The following is a 19,139-nucleotide window of genomic DNA, read 5'->3' as shown; positions in this document are numbered from 1 at the left end:
TTTAGTCTTTTCCAAAAGTGAGAATTTTAAAGTTAGACTCTAAAGGATCTAAATTTTCCAGCAGTGCTGAAATCAGCTCTTTTCCATATTCTACATAAAATTCTGAAAAGTTCGTCTGTCTTTCCTGAAGACTTCTGTTGGGAAAAAGTTCATTCTGGATTTTCGCAATTCGCTGCACCTCATCTTTTAATTTTCGTTTTTGGGCTTTCAGCAATCTTTTTTCGAGGTTTTCAAGGCCTTTTAGTTGCTTGACTTCCTGCGCCTTTACAGTCCCAAGGAAAGATTTATCGGTTTTTTCAGCCAATTCATAAAGATGCTGAAACTGTTTTACCAGATGTTGCTTCTGAGGTGAAAAATCAATGTCAATATTTGAAATCTGACGAACCTTTCTATTGATGAGCTCATGTTGCTTCAGAAAAAGTTCCTGAAGGGAAATATTCAGTTTTTGCCTTTTTTCATCCTGCTTTTCGGTTTGAAGCAATGCAGAATTCCGAAGTAACAATATGGGAAAAGTCACTTTCTCAGCATCGAAATACGATTTAAGCTCCATCCAGTAAGCCAACTCACCTCCCCCGCCAATATAGCAGAGATTTGGCAAAATCACCTCTTCATATAGCGGGCGCAACATCACATTTGGACTAAATCGCTGCGGATTTTCCTCCAGTTCTTTAAGCATTTCATCTTTAGACCAGGAAATATCGTGTTCATGTACATAAAATCTCCCATCGTGTTCAATAATTCGTTCCCTTATTTCAGAATTGAGGTAAAAAAGATTGATCTCCCTGGGATTCACCTGAACATTATAATCCAGTTTTGAAAGTTTTTCAGCACTTTCTGAAGTTTCCCGGTGAGAAATCTTTTCAAAAAGCTCATTTTTCACATAGGGGCTAAAATGTTTTTTCAGGCGCTTATCCTGTGCGTCGAGAATAACCAGGCCTTCTTTGCCAAAAAGCTCGTTGGCGATATAGCGGGTGGCATCGGTAAGGTTTTTATGCTCTAAATAGGCCTTTTTAAAGAGGTTTTTTAAGTAATCGGCTTTTTCACCTCCGCCTATTTCCGCTGAAAAAAGATCAAAAACCTCATCAAGTCCTTCGGTAGAAAGTATCCCGACCGCGGTATTACCGGCACGGTAATCGGCATTATTCCATTTGAATTTCTTTCCGTGCAGGTTGAAATAATTTATTTCTTCAAAATCATGGTCTTCCGTGGCCATCCAGTAAACCGGGACAAAATTGAATTCTGGCCAGGTTTCCTTCAGTTTTTTTGAAAGATTGATGGCTGAAACGATCTTGTAGAGAAAATACAGAGGTCCTGTAAATAAATTCAGCTGATGCCCCGTGGTAATGGTAAAGGTTTTATCAGATCGTAATTTGTTAAAATTCTGCTCTACTAAGGAATGGATTTCAAACTGCCTGTACTGATCGCTTAAAACCTCAACCAAATCTTTCCTGATTGACTGGTTATAATTTTCAGCTTTTTCTGAAATCTGTTCCCGGAAATTCTCAACGGAAGGATAGCGGTTATAAAATTCACCGATTTCCTTTTTCCGAGAGAGATAGTCAAGAATGAGAGGAGAAAAATAATTAGTTTCGGAATACGAAATACTTTCGGTTGGCATAGATTTCTGTTCTACCTGCAAAGATATTGAAGATAAGGATTTATTCACTAATTTTTAGTTAATTCAATGGTAGGTATTATATTTACTGGGTTTATAAAAATTTTTAATTTGATGAAAAATTACTTTCTAGCAGTTAGCTTTCTATTTCTAAACATCCAATTAGCAGTATCTCAAGAAGTTAAATCCCCTTCAGAATTTTTGGGTTATGAATTGGGATCTCAATTTACACGCCACGCTGATGTGGTTGATTATTTTTCAGATGTTGCAGAAAATTCTCCCTTAGTCGAATACCATACCTATGGAAAAACCAATGAACGCCGGCCACTCACCTATGCGGTAATCTCTTCCGAAGAGAACCTTAAAAACCTGGAACAGATCAGGGCCGATCATTTAAAGGAAGTGACCTCTCCCGGAACTGCTACCTCAAATAAAGCCATTGTCTGGCTTAGCTATAATGTACATGGCAATGAAGCTTCCAGTACCGAAGCTGCTATGAAAACCCTTTACACGCTCATCACCGAGAAAAAAGACTGGTTGGAAAACACTGTGGTGATCATCGATCCCTGCGTGAATCCTGATGGTCGCGACCGTTATGTAAACTGGTACAATCAGGTGAAAACCGAGCCTTACAACACAAAACAAATTGCCATAGAGCATCATGAACCATGGCCAGGCGGACGGCCGAATCATTATCTTTTCGATCTAAACCGTGACTGGGCCTGGGCTACACAGGTTGAAACAAGACAGCGATTAAAGGTTTATAATGACTGGATGCCTCATATTCATGTCGATTTTCATGAACAGGGAATTAATGAACCCTATTATTTCGCACCTGCTGCCGAGCCTTTTCATGAGGTAATCACTCCTTTCCAAAAAGACTTCCAAACCAGAATTGGAAAAAACCACGCGAAATATTTCGATGAAAACGGATGGCTCTATTTTACCGGTGAAAGATTCGATTTACTTTATCCCAGTTACGGCGACACCTATCCAACTTATATGGGAGCCATTGGGATGACTTACGAACAGGCAGGGCACGGAATGGCCGGTCTGGGCATTCAAACCGATGAAGGCTATATACTTACTTTGAAAGATAGAATAGCCCATCATTTTACCACGGGAATTTCTACTGTAGAAATGGCTGCAAAAAATGCGGATGAGCTCAATAATCAATTCAAAAAATTCTTCCAGAATGATGATTTTGATTACCAGAGCTATGTTTTAAGCGGAGATCCTGATAAACTGGAAGCGCTTACTGAATTGCTAGATAAGCATGAAATAAAATACGGCTACGGGAATCCCGGCCGTATAAGCGGGTATAATTATAAAACATCGAATAAAGGGTCTGGAAATTTTGGCGATGGAAGTCTTATCGTTTCTGTGAATCAGCCAAAAGGTAAAATGGTAAAGGTACTTTTTGAGCCAAAAACCAAACTGAATGATTCACTCACTTACGACATCACTGCCTGGAGCCTTCCTTATGCCTACGGACTTGATGCAGTCGCCAGTTCAAAACTTGTGGCTGCGACCGGAACTGCCCCCCAGAAAAATATCCAAAATACTCCTGCGCCGAATGCTGCCGCATATATTTTGAAATGGAACAGTATGCAGGATGCAAGTTTCCTCGCTGACCTTTTAAAAAATGATATAAGAGTTCGGTTTACAGAGACGCCGTTTCAGACCGGCGGACAAAAATTTAAACGCGGCAGCCTCATCATTACAAAAAGTGACAACCAGAAACTGGAAAATTTCGATGAGAAAGTGATAAAGATCGCTAATGATCACCAGCGCCAACTTTTCAATGCCAATACCGGATTTTCTTCGAAAGGTCCCGATTTTGGATCGGCTGATGTGAAGCTCATCAACAAACAGCGTATCGCTGTACTTCGCGGCAATGAAGTGTCTTCACTGAATTTTGGCGAGGTATGGTATTTCTTTGAAAAAGACCTTAATTATCAAATCACCCCAATCGGAACTGATTATTTCAAAAGAGCCGATCTGGATAATTTTGATGTTTTGGTAATGCCTTCCGGTTCGTATTCCGCCTTCCTTGACGAAGAATCCTTTAAAAAAATCACCTCCTGGGTAAAAGATGGGGGCAAATTGATCGCAATTGGCGATGCTTTACAGTCTTTCGCCGGCCGGGAAGGCTTTGACCTGAAAGAAAATAAACCAGAGCCAAAAGATACTATTTCAAAAAATAATTTGATTCCATATAGCCAAAGGGAAAGACAGAGTATCAGTAATCTCATCACCGGCAGCATTGTAAAAACAACAGTCGATCCTACACATCCCATGGCATATGGTTATGACGATGAGTATTTCAGTTTAAAATTGAGCAGCGACACTTATTCTTTTCTGGACAATGGTTACAATGTGGCGTATATTAAAAATCCGGAATTCGTTTCTGGCTTTGCCGGAAGCAAGGCTTCCAGAAACCTCAAGAATTCACTGGTATTTGGGGAAGAACGAATGGGAGAAGGAAGCATCATCTATATGGTGGACAATCCCCTTTTCAGGGCCTTCTGGCAAAACGGAAAACTGTTTTTCGCCAACGCCATCTTTTTTGTGAACAACAACGTTTTTTCACTATAACATGAAATTTTTAAAAGCTTTCTCTCTTTTTTTGGTGTTCTGCGGAAGCCTTTTCGCACAGGATAAGTCACCTAAATATCAGATAGATTTTGAAACCTTCAGCCTGGAAAACGGGCTGAAGGTGATCCTTCACCAGGATACTTCAGATCCCGTAGTGGCGGTAGCCCTTACCGCCCATGTGGGTTCGGCCAGAGAAAAAGAAGGCAAAACAGGCTTTGCGCATTTATTCGAGCATTTGCTTTTCCTTGAATCTGAAAATCTAGGCAAAGGTGGTCTTGATAAACTCAGTGCCCGGGTGGGTGGTTCTGGTGCAAATGGCTCGACCAGCCGTGATCGTACCAACTATTTCCAGACGGTGCCTGATGACGCGCTGGAAAAAATGATCTGGGCAGAAGCCGAAAAACTCGGATTTTTCATAAATACGGTGACAGAACCTGTACTGGCCAAGGAAAAACAGGTAGTCAAAAATGAAAAAAGGCAGCGGGTCGATAACCGCCCTTACGGCCACACCATGTATGTAGTCGACCGTAATTTATATCCGGAAGGCCATCCGTACCACTGGCAGGTAATAGGCAGCCTGGAAGATCTTCAAAATGCCACACTTCAGGATGTAAAAGATTTTTATAACCACTGGTATGTACCTAACAATGTGATCCTGACCATTTCAGGAAACTTTGAAAAGGAGGAGGCAAAGGAGTGGGTTCATAAATATTTTGATGAGATCGAGCGGGGACCGCAAATCGAAGAGCAGGAAAAGCAGATGGTAGAACTTGATCAAACAAAAAAACTTTATCACGAAGATAATTTTGCCAAACTTCCCGAGCTTACACTCGCCTGGCCTTCTGTTTATTCTTACCATGAAGATTCTTACGCCCTGGAAATCCTGGCAAATTACCTTGCCGATGGAAAAAATGCGCCGTTATATAAGAAATTAGTGGAAGAAAAAAACTTGAGTGGGGATGTGAAAATGGAAGATTATACGTCAGAACTTGCAGGGGAACTCCTGCTTCAGGTGCGAGCTTATGAAGGAAAGGATCTCGACTCTGTACAGCAGGCCATAAAGGAAACTTTTTCAGATTTTGAAAAAAAAGGCATTCCTGCCAAAGATCTTCAGCGTATAAAAGCCGGGCTTGAAACCAGTTTTTACCAGTCTATTTCCAGTGTGCTTGGAAAAGGTTTTCAGCTGGCACAATATCAAATCTTTGCGAATGACCCCAATTATATCAACAAGGAAGTGGAAAAAATGCTGGCGGTATCTGCCGACGATGTGATGCGGGTTTACAATAAATACATTAAAGGAAAGAATTTTGTAGCAACTTCATTTGTACCCAAAGGCCAGCCTGAGCTCGCACTCGAAAATTCAGAAAAAGCCAAAGTGGTAGAAGAAAAGATCGTTGAGGGTGCCGAAGAAGAATTTGATACCAGCAAACAGGCAAGTTATGAAAAGACCCCTTCCAGTTTTGATCGCAGCGTCGAGCCACCTTATCACGGAAAACCTGAGCTCTCAATCCCCGAGGTATGGGAAGCAAATATGCCTTCGGGAATGAAGATTCTGGGAATTACCAATAACGAGGTACCGCTGGTACAGTTCAGCCTGGATATCAAAGGCGGACAGCTTTTGGAAGAACCATCGAATGCCGGTGTCGCTCATATGCTTGCCAGCCTGATGACCAGGGGGACACAAACCAAAACTCCTGCTGAACTTGAAGAGGCCATCGAATTACTTGGTGCGTCGATCTATGTTCGTTCGGGTAAAGAGAAAATGAGCATTTTCGGCACTACCCTGGCAAAGAATTTCCCTGAAACCATGAAACTCGTAAAAGAGATTCTACTGGAGCCACGTTGGGACGAGAAGGAATTTGAATTGCTTAAACAGCAAACCCTAAGCGAATTACAGGAAGAAAAAGGGGATCCTAATGCGATCGCTCAAAACCAGTTTGACAAACTTATCTACGGAAAGGATAATATTCTTTCTTATAACGAATTGGGGACTGAAGAAACCGTGGAGGACATGAAACTTCAGGACCTGAAGAATTATTACGAAGAAAATCTCTCTCCACTAAATTCAAGTTTTCTGGTTGCTGGCGCTATCGAAAAAGATAAAGTTTCAGATGCTTTAAAAGCGATTTCTGCAAGCTGGCCCCCAAAGAGCGTCGACTTTCCAAAAGTTCCTGATTTCCAGCCTCCCAAGGAATCAAAGGTTTATTTTTATGACGTTCCAGGCGCCAAGCAGTCCGTATTCATGTTTGGAGCGCCAGCAGTTTCCGCAACCAGCAAGGATTTTTACCCCGCTGAAGTGATGAATTATCGCCTGGGAGGCGGAAGTTTTGCTTCCAGGCTAACCCAGCAACTCAGAGAAGGCAAAGGATATACCTACGGAATACGTTCAAGATTTGAAGACCGTAATTATATCGGCCCTTTTGTGATAAGCAGCGGCGTGAGAACAAATATCACCTACGAAGCGGCTTCTCTGATCAAAGAGATCTTAGAAAAATATCCCTCCACCTTTACCCCGGAAGATTTGGAGGTAACCAAAAGTTATATGATCAAAAGCAACGCGCGTAAATTTGAGACCCTGGGCGCTAAACTTAACATGCTAAGCGAGATCAGCGATTATGGCTATGATTACGATTATATAAAAAAGCAGGAAGCAAAGGTAGAGGACCTTTCGGTAATGGATATCCAGGAGCTCGCTAAAAAATATGTCAATCCAGAGCGCATGTATTACCTCATTGTGGGGGATGCGAAAACCCAGTTGGAGCGACTCAAAGAGCTTGGTTTCGGGGAGCCGATTTTGCTAAATCCTGAAAATGAGAATAGTCAGTAAACCGATATTATTTAAAGAAATTTTATAAAAGCTTTAATGATTGGCGGGAAGACTCTTTCCCGCCAATTTTTTATCTTCAGCTTTCAACAAAAAATTCAGGATTTGTCAGAAAAATTCTCGTACATCCTAACCGGAAGTTGTATTGCCGCCCTGGTAATATGTTATTTCGCCATTCCTTCTTTTCATGATTTTATAAACCAAACCTGGAATATCCTCTGGAGTCAGGATGAAATCAAAATTCGTGATTACTTCAAGGGTTTTGGTTTCTGGGGACCTTTTGCGATCATCATTATCATGATCCTTCAAATTTTCCTCGTGGTTTTTCCCTCCTGGCTTCCCATGATCGTAGCGGTGCTAGCCTATGGTTTCTGGGGTGGAGCGCTCATCTCTGTCGCCGGTGTTTTTTGTGCTTCAACGATCGCCTTCTGGATAGGAAAATTCCTTGGAGAAGACCGGCTTCAGAAAATGCTCGGCAGTTCTAAAAACAAGCAGATTAGTTACTGGGTTTCAAATTACGGCTTCTGGACCATCGCGATTTTCAGAATTTCACCTTTTCTTTCAAATGATGGCATCAGTATTATTGCCGGAATGCTCGGTATGAAATACCGCAAGTTTATTTTTGCCACCCTCTGCGGAATTACTCCTCTTGCCTTTGCCATTGCTTATTTCGGAAGAGAGACTGAAAAACTCAAAAATGGCCTCTATTGGATTGGCGGTGCCGGAATTCTGATCTACGCCGCTTATGTATATATTGATCATCGCAATAAGAAAAAACGCAAAAAGGAAAATGCTTAACTTTTTTTTAGGTTTTTTTATCATCCCTATAAGTCAGCTCCTTAACTAAAAATTTTACCTTCAGGAAAAAGCATGAATTATGTCTTTTTCTAATCAGATATCAAATTCAGAAATTTTCCATGCACTTCATTCCGAAGAAGATCTTGACCAGCTCATGGAAAAGATCGGGGATAAAAAATACGTGCTTCTGGGCGAGGCCAGCCACGGAACACATGAATATTATACCTGGCGGGCACAGATTTCAAAAAAACTAATAGAGGAAAAAGGTTTCTCTTTTATCGCTGTGGAAGGAGACTGGCCGGATTGTTTTGCCATCAATAAATGGATCAAAGGAAAAACTGAAGGAGAAATTTCAGAAGTTTTACACGAGTTCAAACGCTGGCCTACCTGGATGTGGGCAAACTGGGAGATCGCTGCATTTGCGACCTGGCTGAAAGCGCACAATGATCATTTACCATATGCCGAAAAGGTTGGTTTTTATGGCCTCGACGTCTACAGCCTCTGGGAAAGCATGGAGATCATTGTAAATTATCTCGAAAAGGAAGATCCTGAAACGGCAGATCTCGCGAAAAATGCGCTCACCTGTTTTGAGCCCTACAAGGCTAAAGATTCTTACGGTTCAATATTTGAACGTTCCAAACCAGGTTGTAAAGAAGAAGTGGTTAAGCTGCTGAAGCAGGTGCGGGAAAGAGCTCACCAATACGATAACGAGCCTGAAGCCGATCTAAATGCTGAGATCAATTCCCTGGTCATGGCAAATGCCGAAAAATACTATACGGCCATGGCCGATCTGGGCGAAAAGACCTGGAATATTCGCGACCGCCACATGATGGAAACCCTGAACAGCCTGATAAATTATCACGGCAAAGATAAAAAAGTGATCGTCTGGGAGCACAACACCCATATTGGAGACGCCAGAGCTACCGATATGCGACACAGCGGACTCTTTAATATTGGTCAGCTGGTACGCGAAGAAAAAGGGGTTGAGGATACTTTCCTTCTCGGATTTGGTTCCTACGAGGGATCTGTCATTGCCGGAAGTCGATGGGGAGCTCCTATGCGAAGAATGATGGTTCCGGAAGGTATTCCGGGAAGTTTTGAAAATGAGATGCACGAATTTACGAAAGAAGATAGCCTTTTTTTCTTTGATGAACCGAAAGCTCAGGAAATTTTCAGTGAAAGAATTGGTCATCGTGCTATTGGCGTGGTTTACCATCCCGAGCGGGAATCAGGAAATTATGTGCCTTCGCATATGCCAAAACGCTATGACGGATTCATTTTCATAGATAAAACCACTGCCCTTCACCCATTGAAATTGGAACCTGAAGGAGCTTTAACTCCGGAAACCTATCCTTTTGGAATATAAAAAAACAACCAAAAAATAAGTCATAATGAACACTATTGAATACGTAAAAGAAACACTGGGTAAAGAAGCCGATTATTATCTGGGGCATACCTGCGAAAAGATCAAAAAAGAACGGCTAAGCATTCCCGGGCCGGAAGTGGTTCGAACTTTTGAAGATTCAGACCGGAATCCACAGGTCTTAAGAAGTCTTGCCCAGCTTTATAACCACGGAAATTTAGGAGGAAGCGGATATATAAACATTCTTCCCATCGACCAGGGAATTGAACATTCAGCAGCATTTTCATTTTATAAGAACCAGGATTATTTCGATCCGGAAAATATTGTAAAACTGGCTATTGAAGCCGGTTGTAACGGTGTGGCCTCCACTTTTGGAGTATTAGCGAGGCATTCCAGAAAATATGCTCATAAGATACCGTTTATAGTCAAGATCAATCACAATGAGCTGCTCACCTATCCTAATAAATATGACCAGATTCCTTATGGATCGGTAGATGAAGCCTGGAATATGGGAGCCGTAGCAATCGGAGCGACAATTTATTTCGGATCGGAAGAAAGTAACAGGCAGCTTCAGGAAATAGCGGCAGGTTTTGAAAGAGCTCATGAGCTGGGAATGGCAACTATTCTTTGGTGCTATACAAGGAATTCAGCTTTCAAAAAAGAGGGTGAAGATTATCACAGCTCAGCCGATCTAACCGGGCAGGCAAACCACCTTGGCGTCACGATTAAAGCCGATGTGATCAAGCAGAAATTACCGACAAATAATTTCGGTTTCAAGAACATAGGTTTCGGAAAATTTAATGACGAAATGTATGAAGGGCTCACCACCGACCACCCCATTGACCTTTGCCGCTATCAGGTAGCTAACTGCTATATGGGTAAAATTGGTCTGATCAATTCCGGTGGAGGTTCCAAAGGAGATTCCGATGAAAAAGAAGCGATCAAAACCGCTGTGGTAAATAAACGTGCTGGCGGTTCCGGGCTCATTATGGGGCGAAAAGCATTTCAGCGGCCAATGAAAGATGGTGTGGCTCTTCTGAATAAAGTTCAGGAAGTTTACCTGGAAAAGAATATTAGCGTTGCTTAAACTCAATTTAAGCAAAAAATAAAACCTCCCAGGTTTTTGAAACCTGGGAGGTTTATTTTTATAGCAACTGTTCTATTAAACAGACCTTATCTTTAATTCTTTTCTCCCGGGTTTTTCAGTATTAACATTTAACGGAGTTCCGTAAAGGTCAAAATCGGCAGCATCGGTGATCTTTACATCATAGAATTCTCCAGTTTTCAGATAAATTTCGGTAGCGTCGATCAGCACTTCGTTATCCACATCGGGTGAATCATGCTCGGTACGACCAACAAAATAATTGCCTTCCTTACGATCTATAATCACTTTAAAGGTCTTTCCAATTTTTTCCTGATTCAGTTCCCAGGAGATCTGAGACTGGATTTCCATGATCTCGTTTGCTCGCTGCTGCTTCACATCTTCCGGAACATTATCTTCAAGATTAAAAGCATGTGTATTTTCCTCATGAGAATAAGTAAAACAACCCAGGCGTTCAAATCGCATTTCCTTTACCCATTCCTTTAATTCCTCGAAATGAGCTTCGGTCTCTCCCGGATAACCAACGATCAGCGTAGTTCTAATGGCCATTTCAGGAACCGTTTTTCGGAATTCCTTCAGCAATTTGGTAGTTTTTTCGTGAGTGGTGCCACGTCGCATCGATTTCAAAAGATCATCTGAAATATGCTGCAGCGGTATATCCAGATAATTGCATATTTTCGGCTCCCTTTTCATCACTTCCAGTACATCCATCGGGAAGCCTGTAGGAAAGGCATAATGAAGGCGAATCCACTCAATGCCTTCAACCTTGACAAGATTTTCGAGCAATTCTGCCAGGTTTCGTTTTTTATAAAGATCAAGACCGTAATAAGTTAAGTCCTGAGCTATAAGTATCAGTTCCTTTACGCCATTTGCTGCAAGTCCTTTGGCTTCTTTAACTATTTGTTCGATGGGTGTGGACCGATGTTTCCCGCGCATCAAAGGGATAGCACAAAACGAACACGGACGATCACAACCTTCGGCGATCTTCAAAAAAGCATAATTCTGCGGAGTCGTGGTCATTCGCTCCCCTAAAAGTTCATGTTTATAATCGGCTTCCAGGGCTTTAAGCAAGGATGGCAATTCGGTAGTTCCAAAATACTGGTCAACATTCGGAATTTCCTTTAGAAGTTCGGGTTTATAGCGTTCACTAAGGCATCCGGTCACAAAAACCTTGTCTACCTCGCCCTGCTCTTTCTTTTCAACAAATTCAAGAATCGTATTCACCGATTGCTCCTTGGCATTATCGATAAATCCGCAGGTATTGATCACGACAATATTTCCTTCCTGCTCATGTACCACATCTTTCTTGTTGGCCTTAAGCTGCCCCATCAAAACCTCGCTGTCGTAAACATTCTTACTACAACCCAGGGTAACCACATTGATCCTGTTCTTTTTTCTCGACTTCGTTCTCATACTAAAATTTAGGAGTGCAAAGATACAATCTAAAATTAGAAATAAAGAAGCTAATGAATTTGACTATGAGTTAAATATAAAATGCATTAAAAGCCTAGAGTTTTAAAGTTTTTTCCTTAAATGCCGATTGAAGTTTTTTAAGAGTTTCACTTTTCCGGCAATTTTTAAATACCGATTTTCCTTCAAAAATCATCTCATTTACCTGCATGATCTGGGTGGTGGTGCCGGTACAGAAGATCTCATCAATATTTCCGATTTCAGATAAAAGAACAGGTTTTTCCCTAATTTCAATACCGAGTTCCCGGCAAAGTCCAATCACAAATTTACGCGTGATCCCCAAAAGAATAGCAGGTCCTTCGGGATGGGTATAAATAGAATTTCCTTTAATAAAAAAGATGGAAGAATGTGAACCTTCGGTAATTACCTGGTCCCGATAGAGAATAGTTTCATTTAGGCCGAGTTCATGAGATTTTGAATTGGCCATGGTATTAGCCAGCCAGGACGTAGTTTTGATGTCACAGCGATGCCAGCGAAGGTCTTTAGATAATAGCACTTTCCAGCTCTTATTTTCAAAGCCTTCCAAGGTGGCCGGGAACGCATACATCAAAAAAGTAGGCTGAATATCGTTTGGAATAAAATGAGTTCTTGGAGCCATTCCCCGACTGATCTGCATATAAACAGCAGCATCAGAATTTGAGAGTCCAGCGCGCTCCAAAGCTTCGTAAACGAGATTTTTGATTTCAGAAGTATCGAAATTCAGTCCAATTTGCTCAAGGCAGTAATTGAGTCTTTCCAGGTGGTCTTCCAGCAAAAAAGCCATGCCATTATAAAAAGGGGTGACTTCATAAATACCATCACCGTGCATAAACCCACGATCAAATACTGATATTTTGGCCTCTTCGGTTTTTAGCCAGCTGCCATTTAGATATACTTCGGAAGGAAAAGCCGAGTTATTCATAATTTCAAAAATAAAAGAAACCGCGAAAAAAGTCCGAAATCTTCAACCTTAACTTGTTTAAGGGTCTTTTATAATTTCGTTTTTCAAATTTGCCAGTTTCTGAAATAAATTCAGAATGACAAAATTTCCTTTTTTCGCGGCTTCTTAAGAAGATTAACTCTTTATTATTCCTGATTCACCTCTTTAAGAAGTTCATTCACAGCGGCCTGAATTTGCGTATCCTTTCCATTTAGGAATGCCTTATAAGGTAGCGGTACCAAAATATCCGGTTCAAGCTGAAGGTTTTCGGTAGGTCTACCCTCGTCACCAATGGTTCCAATCATAGGAATTCCAAAAACGATCGTCGGATCTATCTGGCGTTCCCACCAAACGGCAGTACCAGTACCGGCAACCGGCATTCCAACCAGCTTTCCTATTCCATTTTGTTTGTAGATATAAGGGAAGATAAACGCGTCGCTATAATTGCTTTCGCTCATCACCACGATACTCGGTTTGGTCCATCGCGTCATAGGCTCGCCACCTTTCACAATATGACCCTGCGGAGAAAATTTCAGATATTCCTCGCCGCTTAAGAAAGTATTCAGGTCATCGTGTAGCCATCCACCCCCATTAAAGCGGGTATCGACCACAAGCGCTTTTTTACTGAGATTTTTTCCCAGGGCACTTTCGTAAACATCCCTGAAACTGCTATCGTTCATACCGCGGATGTGAAGATAACCCAACTGGCCATTGCTCAGCGAATCTACCTTGTGTTCCATCATATTGACCCAGCGGCGATACATCAATCCGCTTTCCTCATTAACCGAGATAGGCTTGAGCTTTTCTTCGAAAGTTGCGTCCCCACTTTTCACGCTCAAAAGCACATTTTTATCCTCAAGATTGAGCAAATATTTATTCCAGTTCTCCTCGCTGCCAATCTCCTCACCGTTAATCTTAGTTATGATATCACCAGCTTTAATTCGGCTTTTGGCTTTGTCGAGCGGTCCGCCGGCGATCACTTCAGAAACTTTAATTCCGTTACCAGTATAGGTTTCATCATAAAGCAATCCGAAAGAGGCTGTTTTCATACCATTGTTTTCAGGACGATATCTACCGCCGGTATGTGAGGCGTTGAGTTCTCCAAGAAGCTCGCTCAATAATTCCTGAAAATCATAGTTGTTATTGATGTACGGAAGGAATTTTGAATATTCCTCTTTATACATTTTCCAGTCAACTCCATGTAAATTGGGATCATAGAATTTCTTCTTCACCTGTCTCCAGGCATGATTGAAGATGTATTCCCTTTCTGCAGCGGCATTCACCATCATATCGCCGGCAATCTCGATATTCGTCACTTTTCCGCTTTCGGTATCAACTTTTACCAGTTTGCCATTATTGCTCAAAAATAAGGTCTTATCATCATCACTAATCTCAATACCACTGGGAGATCCACCAAGTTTGGCAAGAATTTTAGTCTCGCGAGTTCGCGGTTCAGTCACCCAAAGGTCATAGCCCTTTTCAAACGAGGAAAGATAGTATACCTTACTCGCATCTTTATTCAATACATAATCGCTAATGCTCGAGCTGTTAATTGTTAGTTTTTCTCTTCGCTGCTCAAGGTTTTTAAGATTAAGCTGAAGAGGCTCTTCTTTCTTCTCGTCATTTTTCTTCTTTGACTTTTTATTTTCCTCTTCTTTTGCTTTTTTCTCCTGCTCTACTTTTTCCTTCTGCTCACGATCGTTCAGAAGTTCATATTCTTCCTTGCTGAGCATATATTTATCGTAGGCCTCCTGGTCGAAAAATACACCGTAAATATCAACCTCTGAACTTCCCTGCATTGCCAGTGAACGTCGCCCTTCCTTACTACTTTCATAGGTCATCATTTTCCCTTTCATAGCCCACTTAGGATTGCTTTCACCAAAGCCGCTATTTACCGGGTGGAAAATCTCACCCGATCCATCGGCTTTTATAAGGGCGGTATTGTTGTTGAAAACATAACCTTTCTGATCATCTACCAGCAGCCACCGGCTATCAGGGCTCCACTGGTAAAACCAGTCGCCGTCACTGTAAGAATAGTTTCTGCCTTCCGGAAAAACAGTAGTTTTCTTCTTGCTGTCAAGATCCTTTATAACCAGGATATTTCGCTCCTCTATAAAAGCGATCTTCTTTCCGTCAGGTGAATATTTTGGCTGAAATTCTTCTGCCTCGGTGGCAATAATAGGCTCAGTATTCAATACGGTAGAAGCATAGAAATATTCTTCTTCAGGATGTGTTAAAGTAACTTTATATACATTCCAGCTACCGTCTCTTTCTCCGGAAAAAAGTAGTGTTTTTCCATCAGGAGACCAGCTGATCATGCGCTCCTGCTCCGGGGTATTGGTTATTCGTTTGGTGCGGGAATCATCAACGCCGGTTACAAAAACCTCACCTCTGTTTACAAACGCGATCTCTTTGTTATTTGGACTCACCGCAAATTCAGTTACCGTATTGATATCCATATTTTCAATCGGTTCATAACCCGCATCATCATTAACCTGAATATTCAGTTTTTGAGGCGTTCCACCCGGACTCAAAGTATAAACATCACCTTGCCAGGTAAACGAGATCAGGTCATCATTAGAAATACTTAGATGTCGAACCGGAAAATCCTTAAAAGTTGTAAGTTGTGTTTCTGAACCACCACTTACAGGCATCTTGTATAGGTTTTGAGTACCATCTTTTTCATTCAGAAAATAAACCGAAGTTCCATCAGAACTAAAAACCGGTTCACGGTTCTCCCCTTTAAAAGTACTTAACTGATCGTATAAATTATTATTAATATCATATAACCAAACATCGCGCGTAACTGCTGACGTATGATGCTTTCTGAATGCATCCTCATAGCCTTTCCTATCCTGGAAAACCAGTTTTGAGCCGTCGTTATTGTAGGTAGCTTCTTCAGCCCCAGCTGCAGACAGCAGAACCGGGCGACCTCCTTTTACAGGAATTGTATATAAATTATTGAAAAGTCCGGGGCTGGGAAATCTCACGCTTTTAGCAGGGGCGTTCCTTCCGCTCCCGAAAAGGACTTCCTGATTATCAGGAGTAAAGTCATAGGGATAGTCATCACTGCTGTTGTAGGTTATCCTAACAGGAGTTCCGCCTTCGGCAGGCATTGTATAAACATCAAAATTGCCATACCGATCACTGGCAAAGGCAAGGGTTTTGCCATCACTGCTCCACACCGGACGCATATCGTAAGCATCGCCGGTGGTGACAGGAGTTGCTACACCACCACTTGTATTTACGCGATAGAGATTGCCCATATATCCAAAAATAATGGTCTTACCATCAGGAGAGATACTGGGATATCGCAGCCAATGCACATCTTCCTGAGCACTCATAGTTAAGGCCAGAAAAGCGATAAAAATCGCAAAGAAAATTTTTCTCATAAATTCAATGGAAATTAATTTTTAAATTAAATGAAGTTCTAGTATATAATTTTGACACCAATCGCCATTGAAAGTTTAAAATCAAGCGATTTTGAGTCAGGTAAATTATTGAAAATACAGGTGCAGCTGCATCATCCATTCCTTTTCAAAATAACGCACCACGCTTATCAAAATAATCCCCGCGATCACGTAGATCCAACTATAGGAATTCCTTTTGAACATATAGCCGCCTATTAAGGCGAAAATGAGATAAGGGATTGTGAGGATCAGATTTGCCCAAATCCAGGCTCCCTGAAAGATCGCCAGTACCTTCATCACGATATAAAAAACCGAATAAAAGAAAATGATCTTCGAAATAGTTGAAAGATAGCGATCTCTAAGTTTACTCATTATAATTGTCTGGGGTTTGTCTGCGATTCGTGGTTTGTTCAAAAGTATAGGCCCAGTTCAACAATTGTTGCTCGGTAAAAGGTCTTCCTATAAAAGTGAGTCCTTCGGGAGCATGATTATCGCTGCTGTAACCCATTGGTACGGTAATCGCCGGATATTTAGCCACCGCCGCGTAACCCGCATGATAGTTATTGATGGAAAGGACCGCATCAAGATTGTGTTCTTTCATTGGCTTTTCAAAGAAACGGGTTCCATTTCGTCGCAAGGTATCTTTTATGGCCGCGAATTCTTCAGCAGTTGCCGAATCTTTGAGAATTCCGAGAAAAAGGGCCTGCCCGTAAGGAGCTCTTTTTAACGAATCCTGATTATTATATTCCACAACATCACCCACATTTTCAAAATCCACATCGCCGCCATAATTCTGAAAATAAGCGGGAAGATCCTTTTTCATATCGAGGTTGAGCAATCTGGTGAAATTTGGAAGATCGATATCTTCTGCCTCAAATTCCACAATTTCGGCACCTGCATTTTTAAGATCGTTGACGGCGCGCATATACAAAGTATCTTTCATAAGAGCTTTGATGGCACCAAAGCGTTTTCCGGTAAGAACGACTTCTTTTAAGTCTTTATAATAGTCCCGGGCATCTTTGCCTGCAGCTGCCGAAGCAGGATCTTTTTTATCAATACCAGTCATAGCGGAAAGCAAAATAGCATTATCAACCACAAATTTGGTCATCGGGCCTGGAGTATCGAGGGTGCTTGAGATTGGAACAATTCCGCCACGGCTAAGAAGTCCGATAGTAGGTTTTAAACCAACAACCGAATTCTGGCTTGACGGAGAAAGGATAGATCCCGACGTCTCTGAACCAACGGCTACCGGAGCTAAATTAGCTGCCACGGCGACACCACTTCCCGAGCTGGACCCCCCGGTATCGAGTATCTTTCTTCCATAAGGGTTAAGAGTTTGCCCACCCACGGCAGAATATCCGCTGGGACATTCGCCGCAAAAGAAATAAGCCCATTCGCTCAGATTCGCTTTTCCTAAAATAAGAGCACCGTTTTCCCTTAAACGCTTTACAATAACGGCGTCGTTGGCATTGTTCTCCTGAAGGGCAGCAGCCCCGGCCGTAGTAGGCATTCCTTCGGCATCGATATTATCTTTCAACAATACCGGAATTCCGTAAATAGGATTATGATCGGGATTTTTTTTAAGCTGTTCGTCTTTTTCGCGGGCTTCTTTCAGTAGATCAGGATTCAGAGCGATCACCGAATTCAGGGAAAGCTCATTGTTGCGGTCGTACTTTTTGATTCTCTTAAGGTAAAAAAGAGCGATTTCTTCGTAACTAAGTTTTCCGCTTTTAACCGCTTCCTGGATTTCGGGAATAGGCTTTTCAAAAACCAGGTCTTTTACTTCGTTGTATCGGGTTTCAGAAAAATTGGCTAGCGCGCTTTCAAAAGGCATCCAAAGGCTGTCATTATTGATATATTTGGAGTCGACGACCTTGAATTCCATTTCCTTAACCGTATCGGTAGAATCGGTTTCAGTTTGTATATTTTCCTGATCGTTTTGCGAGTCGTTTTTACAGGCCAGCATCGCAAAGGCCATGAGCAAAAGAAGTACTGATTTTTTCATATAAATTATTTAAAGAAGGAATCTACAAATTCATATTTATTAAATACCTGAAGATCTTCAACCCCTTCTCCCACTCCAATATACTTCACAGGAATTTTAAACTGATCGCTGATGCCTATTACCACTCCGCCTTTAGCCGTACCGTCGAGTTTGGTAACTGCAAGAGAAGTGACTTCAGTAGCTGCGGTAAATTGTTTTGCCTGTTCAAACGCATTCTGGCCGGTAGACCCGTCCAGAACCAGCAAAACCTCATGAGGAGCTTCAGCAATGGTCTTCTGCATCACCCTTTTCACCTTGGAAAGCTCTTTCATCAAGTTCACTTTATTATGAAGTCGACCCGCGGTATCGATTAAAACCACATCGGCGTCCATTTTTACGGCATGCTGAATGGTATCAAACGCCACGGAAGCCGGATCACTACCCATTTTCTGTTTGATGATTGGAACGCCGGTTCTATCGGCCCAGATCTGAAGCTGGTCGATCGCGGCTGCACGGAAGGTATCGGCTGCGCCTAAAACCACTTTTTTACCCTGACTTTTAAACTGATGTGCAAGTTTTCCGATAGTAGTAGTTTTTCCAACCCCATTCACTCCCACGACCATGATCACATAAGGCCTTTTATCGGCAGGAATATCAAGTTCGGCATACTCGCCTGTATTATTTTCTGAAAGCAAGGCGGCGATCTCTTCGCGAAGAATTTTGTTTAGTTCATCGGTGCCAACATATTTATCACGGGCCACGCGCTCTTCTATTCTGTTGATGATCTTAATGGTTGTAGCAACACCTACATCACTTCTCACCAGCACTTCTTCAAGTTCATCAAGCACCTCATCGTCGACCTTCGATTTTCCGGCAACGGCCTTGCTCATTTTATCAAAGAAACTGGTTTTTGATTTTTCCAGTCCTTTATCGAGGTTTTCCTTTTTTTCCTTAGAAAATATCTTTTTAAATAAACTCATTATTTCGGCAGGTTTTTTAAAACAAAGAAGCCTCCACGGCTTTTCTTTTTAGGGCCATAAATATACACAAAAAGAA

The 19,139-nt window shown here is 41.8% G+C and carries 12 protein-coding genes; 5 read left to right on the top strand and 7 right to left on the bottom strand.

Annotated elements, in window-relative coordinates; genetic code table 11:
• Position 1 precedes the first annotated feature (1 nt).
• Positions 2 to 1,618 (bottom strand): bacillithiol biosynthesis cysteine-adding enzyme BshC, encoded by a 1,617-nt coding sequence (gene bshC / locus C7S20_RS11740; RefSeq protein WP_107012643.1) that lies wholly within the window; start codon positions 1,616 to 1,618, stop codon positions 2 to 4.
• Between the two features lie 111 nt (positions 1,619 to 1,729).
• Here bshC and C7S20_RS11735 point away from each other — a divergent pair, with 111 nt between their 5' ends.
• From C7S20_RS11735 to C7S20_RS11715, 5 genes are all read left to right on the top strand, one after another.
• Positions 1,730 to 4,213 (top strand): M14 family metallopeptidase, encoded by a 2,484-nt coding sequence (locus tag C7S20_RS11735; RefSeq protein WP_107014220.1) that lies wholly within the window; start codon positions 1,730 to 1,732, stop codon positions 4,211 to 4,213.
• A 1-nt stretch (position 4,214) separates the two neighbouring features.
• Entirely contained in the window at positions 4,215 to 7,040 is a 2,826-nt protein-coding gene (locus tag C7S20_RS11730) for a M16 family metallopeptidase (protein ID WP_107012642.1), read from the top strand.
• Positions 7,041 to 7,142: 102 nt separating this feature from the next.
• Entirely contained in the window at positions 7,143 to 7,835 is a 693-nt protein-coding gene (locus tag C7S20_RS11725; RefSeq protein WP_159039920.1) for a TVP38/TMEM64 family protein, read from the top strand.
• A gap of 79 nt (positions 7,836 to 7,914) precedes the next feature.
• Positions 7,915 to 9,201, top strand: coding sequence for an erythromycin esterase family protein (locus C7S20_RS11720; RefSeq protein WP_107012640.1), 1,287 nt, complete (start codon positions 7,915 to 7,917; stop codon positions 9,199 to 9,201).
• 25 nt (positions 9,202 to 9,226) lie between these two features.
• Positions 9,227 to 10,285: a class I fructose-bisphosphate aldolase gene (locus C7S20_RS11715; RefSeq protein WP_107012639.1), complete on the top strand. Its 1,059-nt coding sequence runs from the start codon at positions 9,227 to 9,229 to the stop codon at positions 10,283 to 10,285.
• 75 nt (positions 10,286 to 10,360) lie between these two features.
• On the opposite strand, the gene rimO is transcribed toward C7S20_RS11715, so the two are convergent.
• The 6 genes from rimO to ftsY all read right to left on the bottom strand — a co-directional run bounded on the left by rimO (position 10,361) and on the right by ftsY (position 19,063).
• Entirely contained in the window at positions 10,361 to 11,713 is a 1,353-nt protein-coding gene (gene rimO, locus C7S20_RS11710) for a 30S ribosomal protein S12 methylthiotransferase RimO (RefSeq protein ID WP_107012638.1), read from the bottom strand.
• Positions 11,714 to 11,807: 94 nt separating this feature from the next.
• Complete coding sequence (locus C7S20_RS11705) at positions 11,808 to 12,671, bottom strand: aminotransferase class IV (RefSeq protein ID WP_107012637.1); 864 nt, start codon at positions 12,669 to 12,671, stop codon at positions 11,808 to 11,810.
• 164 nt (positions 12,672 to 12,835) lie between these two features.
• A complete protein-coding gene (locus C7S20_RS11700; RefSeq protein ID WP_107012636.1) occupies positions 12,836 to 16,081 on the bottom strand; it encodes a S41 family peptidase in 3,246 nt (1,081 codons plus the stop codon).
• 105 nt (positions 16,082 to 16,186) lie between these two features.
• A complete protein-coding gene (locus C7S20_RS11695) occupies positions 16,187 to 16,471 on the bottom strand; it encodes a hypothetical protein (protein ID WP_107012635.1) in 285 nt (94 codons plus the stop codon).
• Positions 16,464 to 18,104 (bottom strand): amidase family protein, encoded by a 1,641-nt coding sequence (locus C7S20_RS11690; protein WP_107012634.1) that lies wholly within the window; start codon positions 18,102 to 18,104, stop codon positions 16,464 to 16,466. The genes C7S20_RS11695 and C7S20_RS11690 overlap by 8 nt, the downstream gene beginning before the upstream one ends.
• 5 nt (positions 18,105 to 18,109) lie before the next feature.
• Complete coding sequence (ftsY, locus tag C7S20_RS11685) at positions 18,110 to 19,063, bottom strand: signal recognition particle-docking protein FtsY (RefSeq protein ID WP_107012633.1); 954 nt, start codon at positions 19,061 to 19,063, stop codon at positions 18,110 to 18,112.
• Positions 19,064 to 19,139: the final 76 nt, after the last annotated feature.

Origin of the sequence: Christiangramia fulva (genome assembly GCF_003024155.1) — a bacterium.
GTDB lineage: Bacteria > Bacteroidota > Bacteroidia > Flavobacteriales > Flavobacteriaceae > Christiangramia > Christiangramia fulva.
Note: the sequence above shows the minus strand (reverse complement) of the source record. Positions and strands in the feature narration are given on the sequence as shown.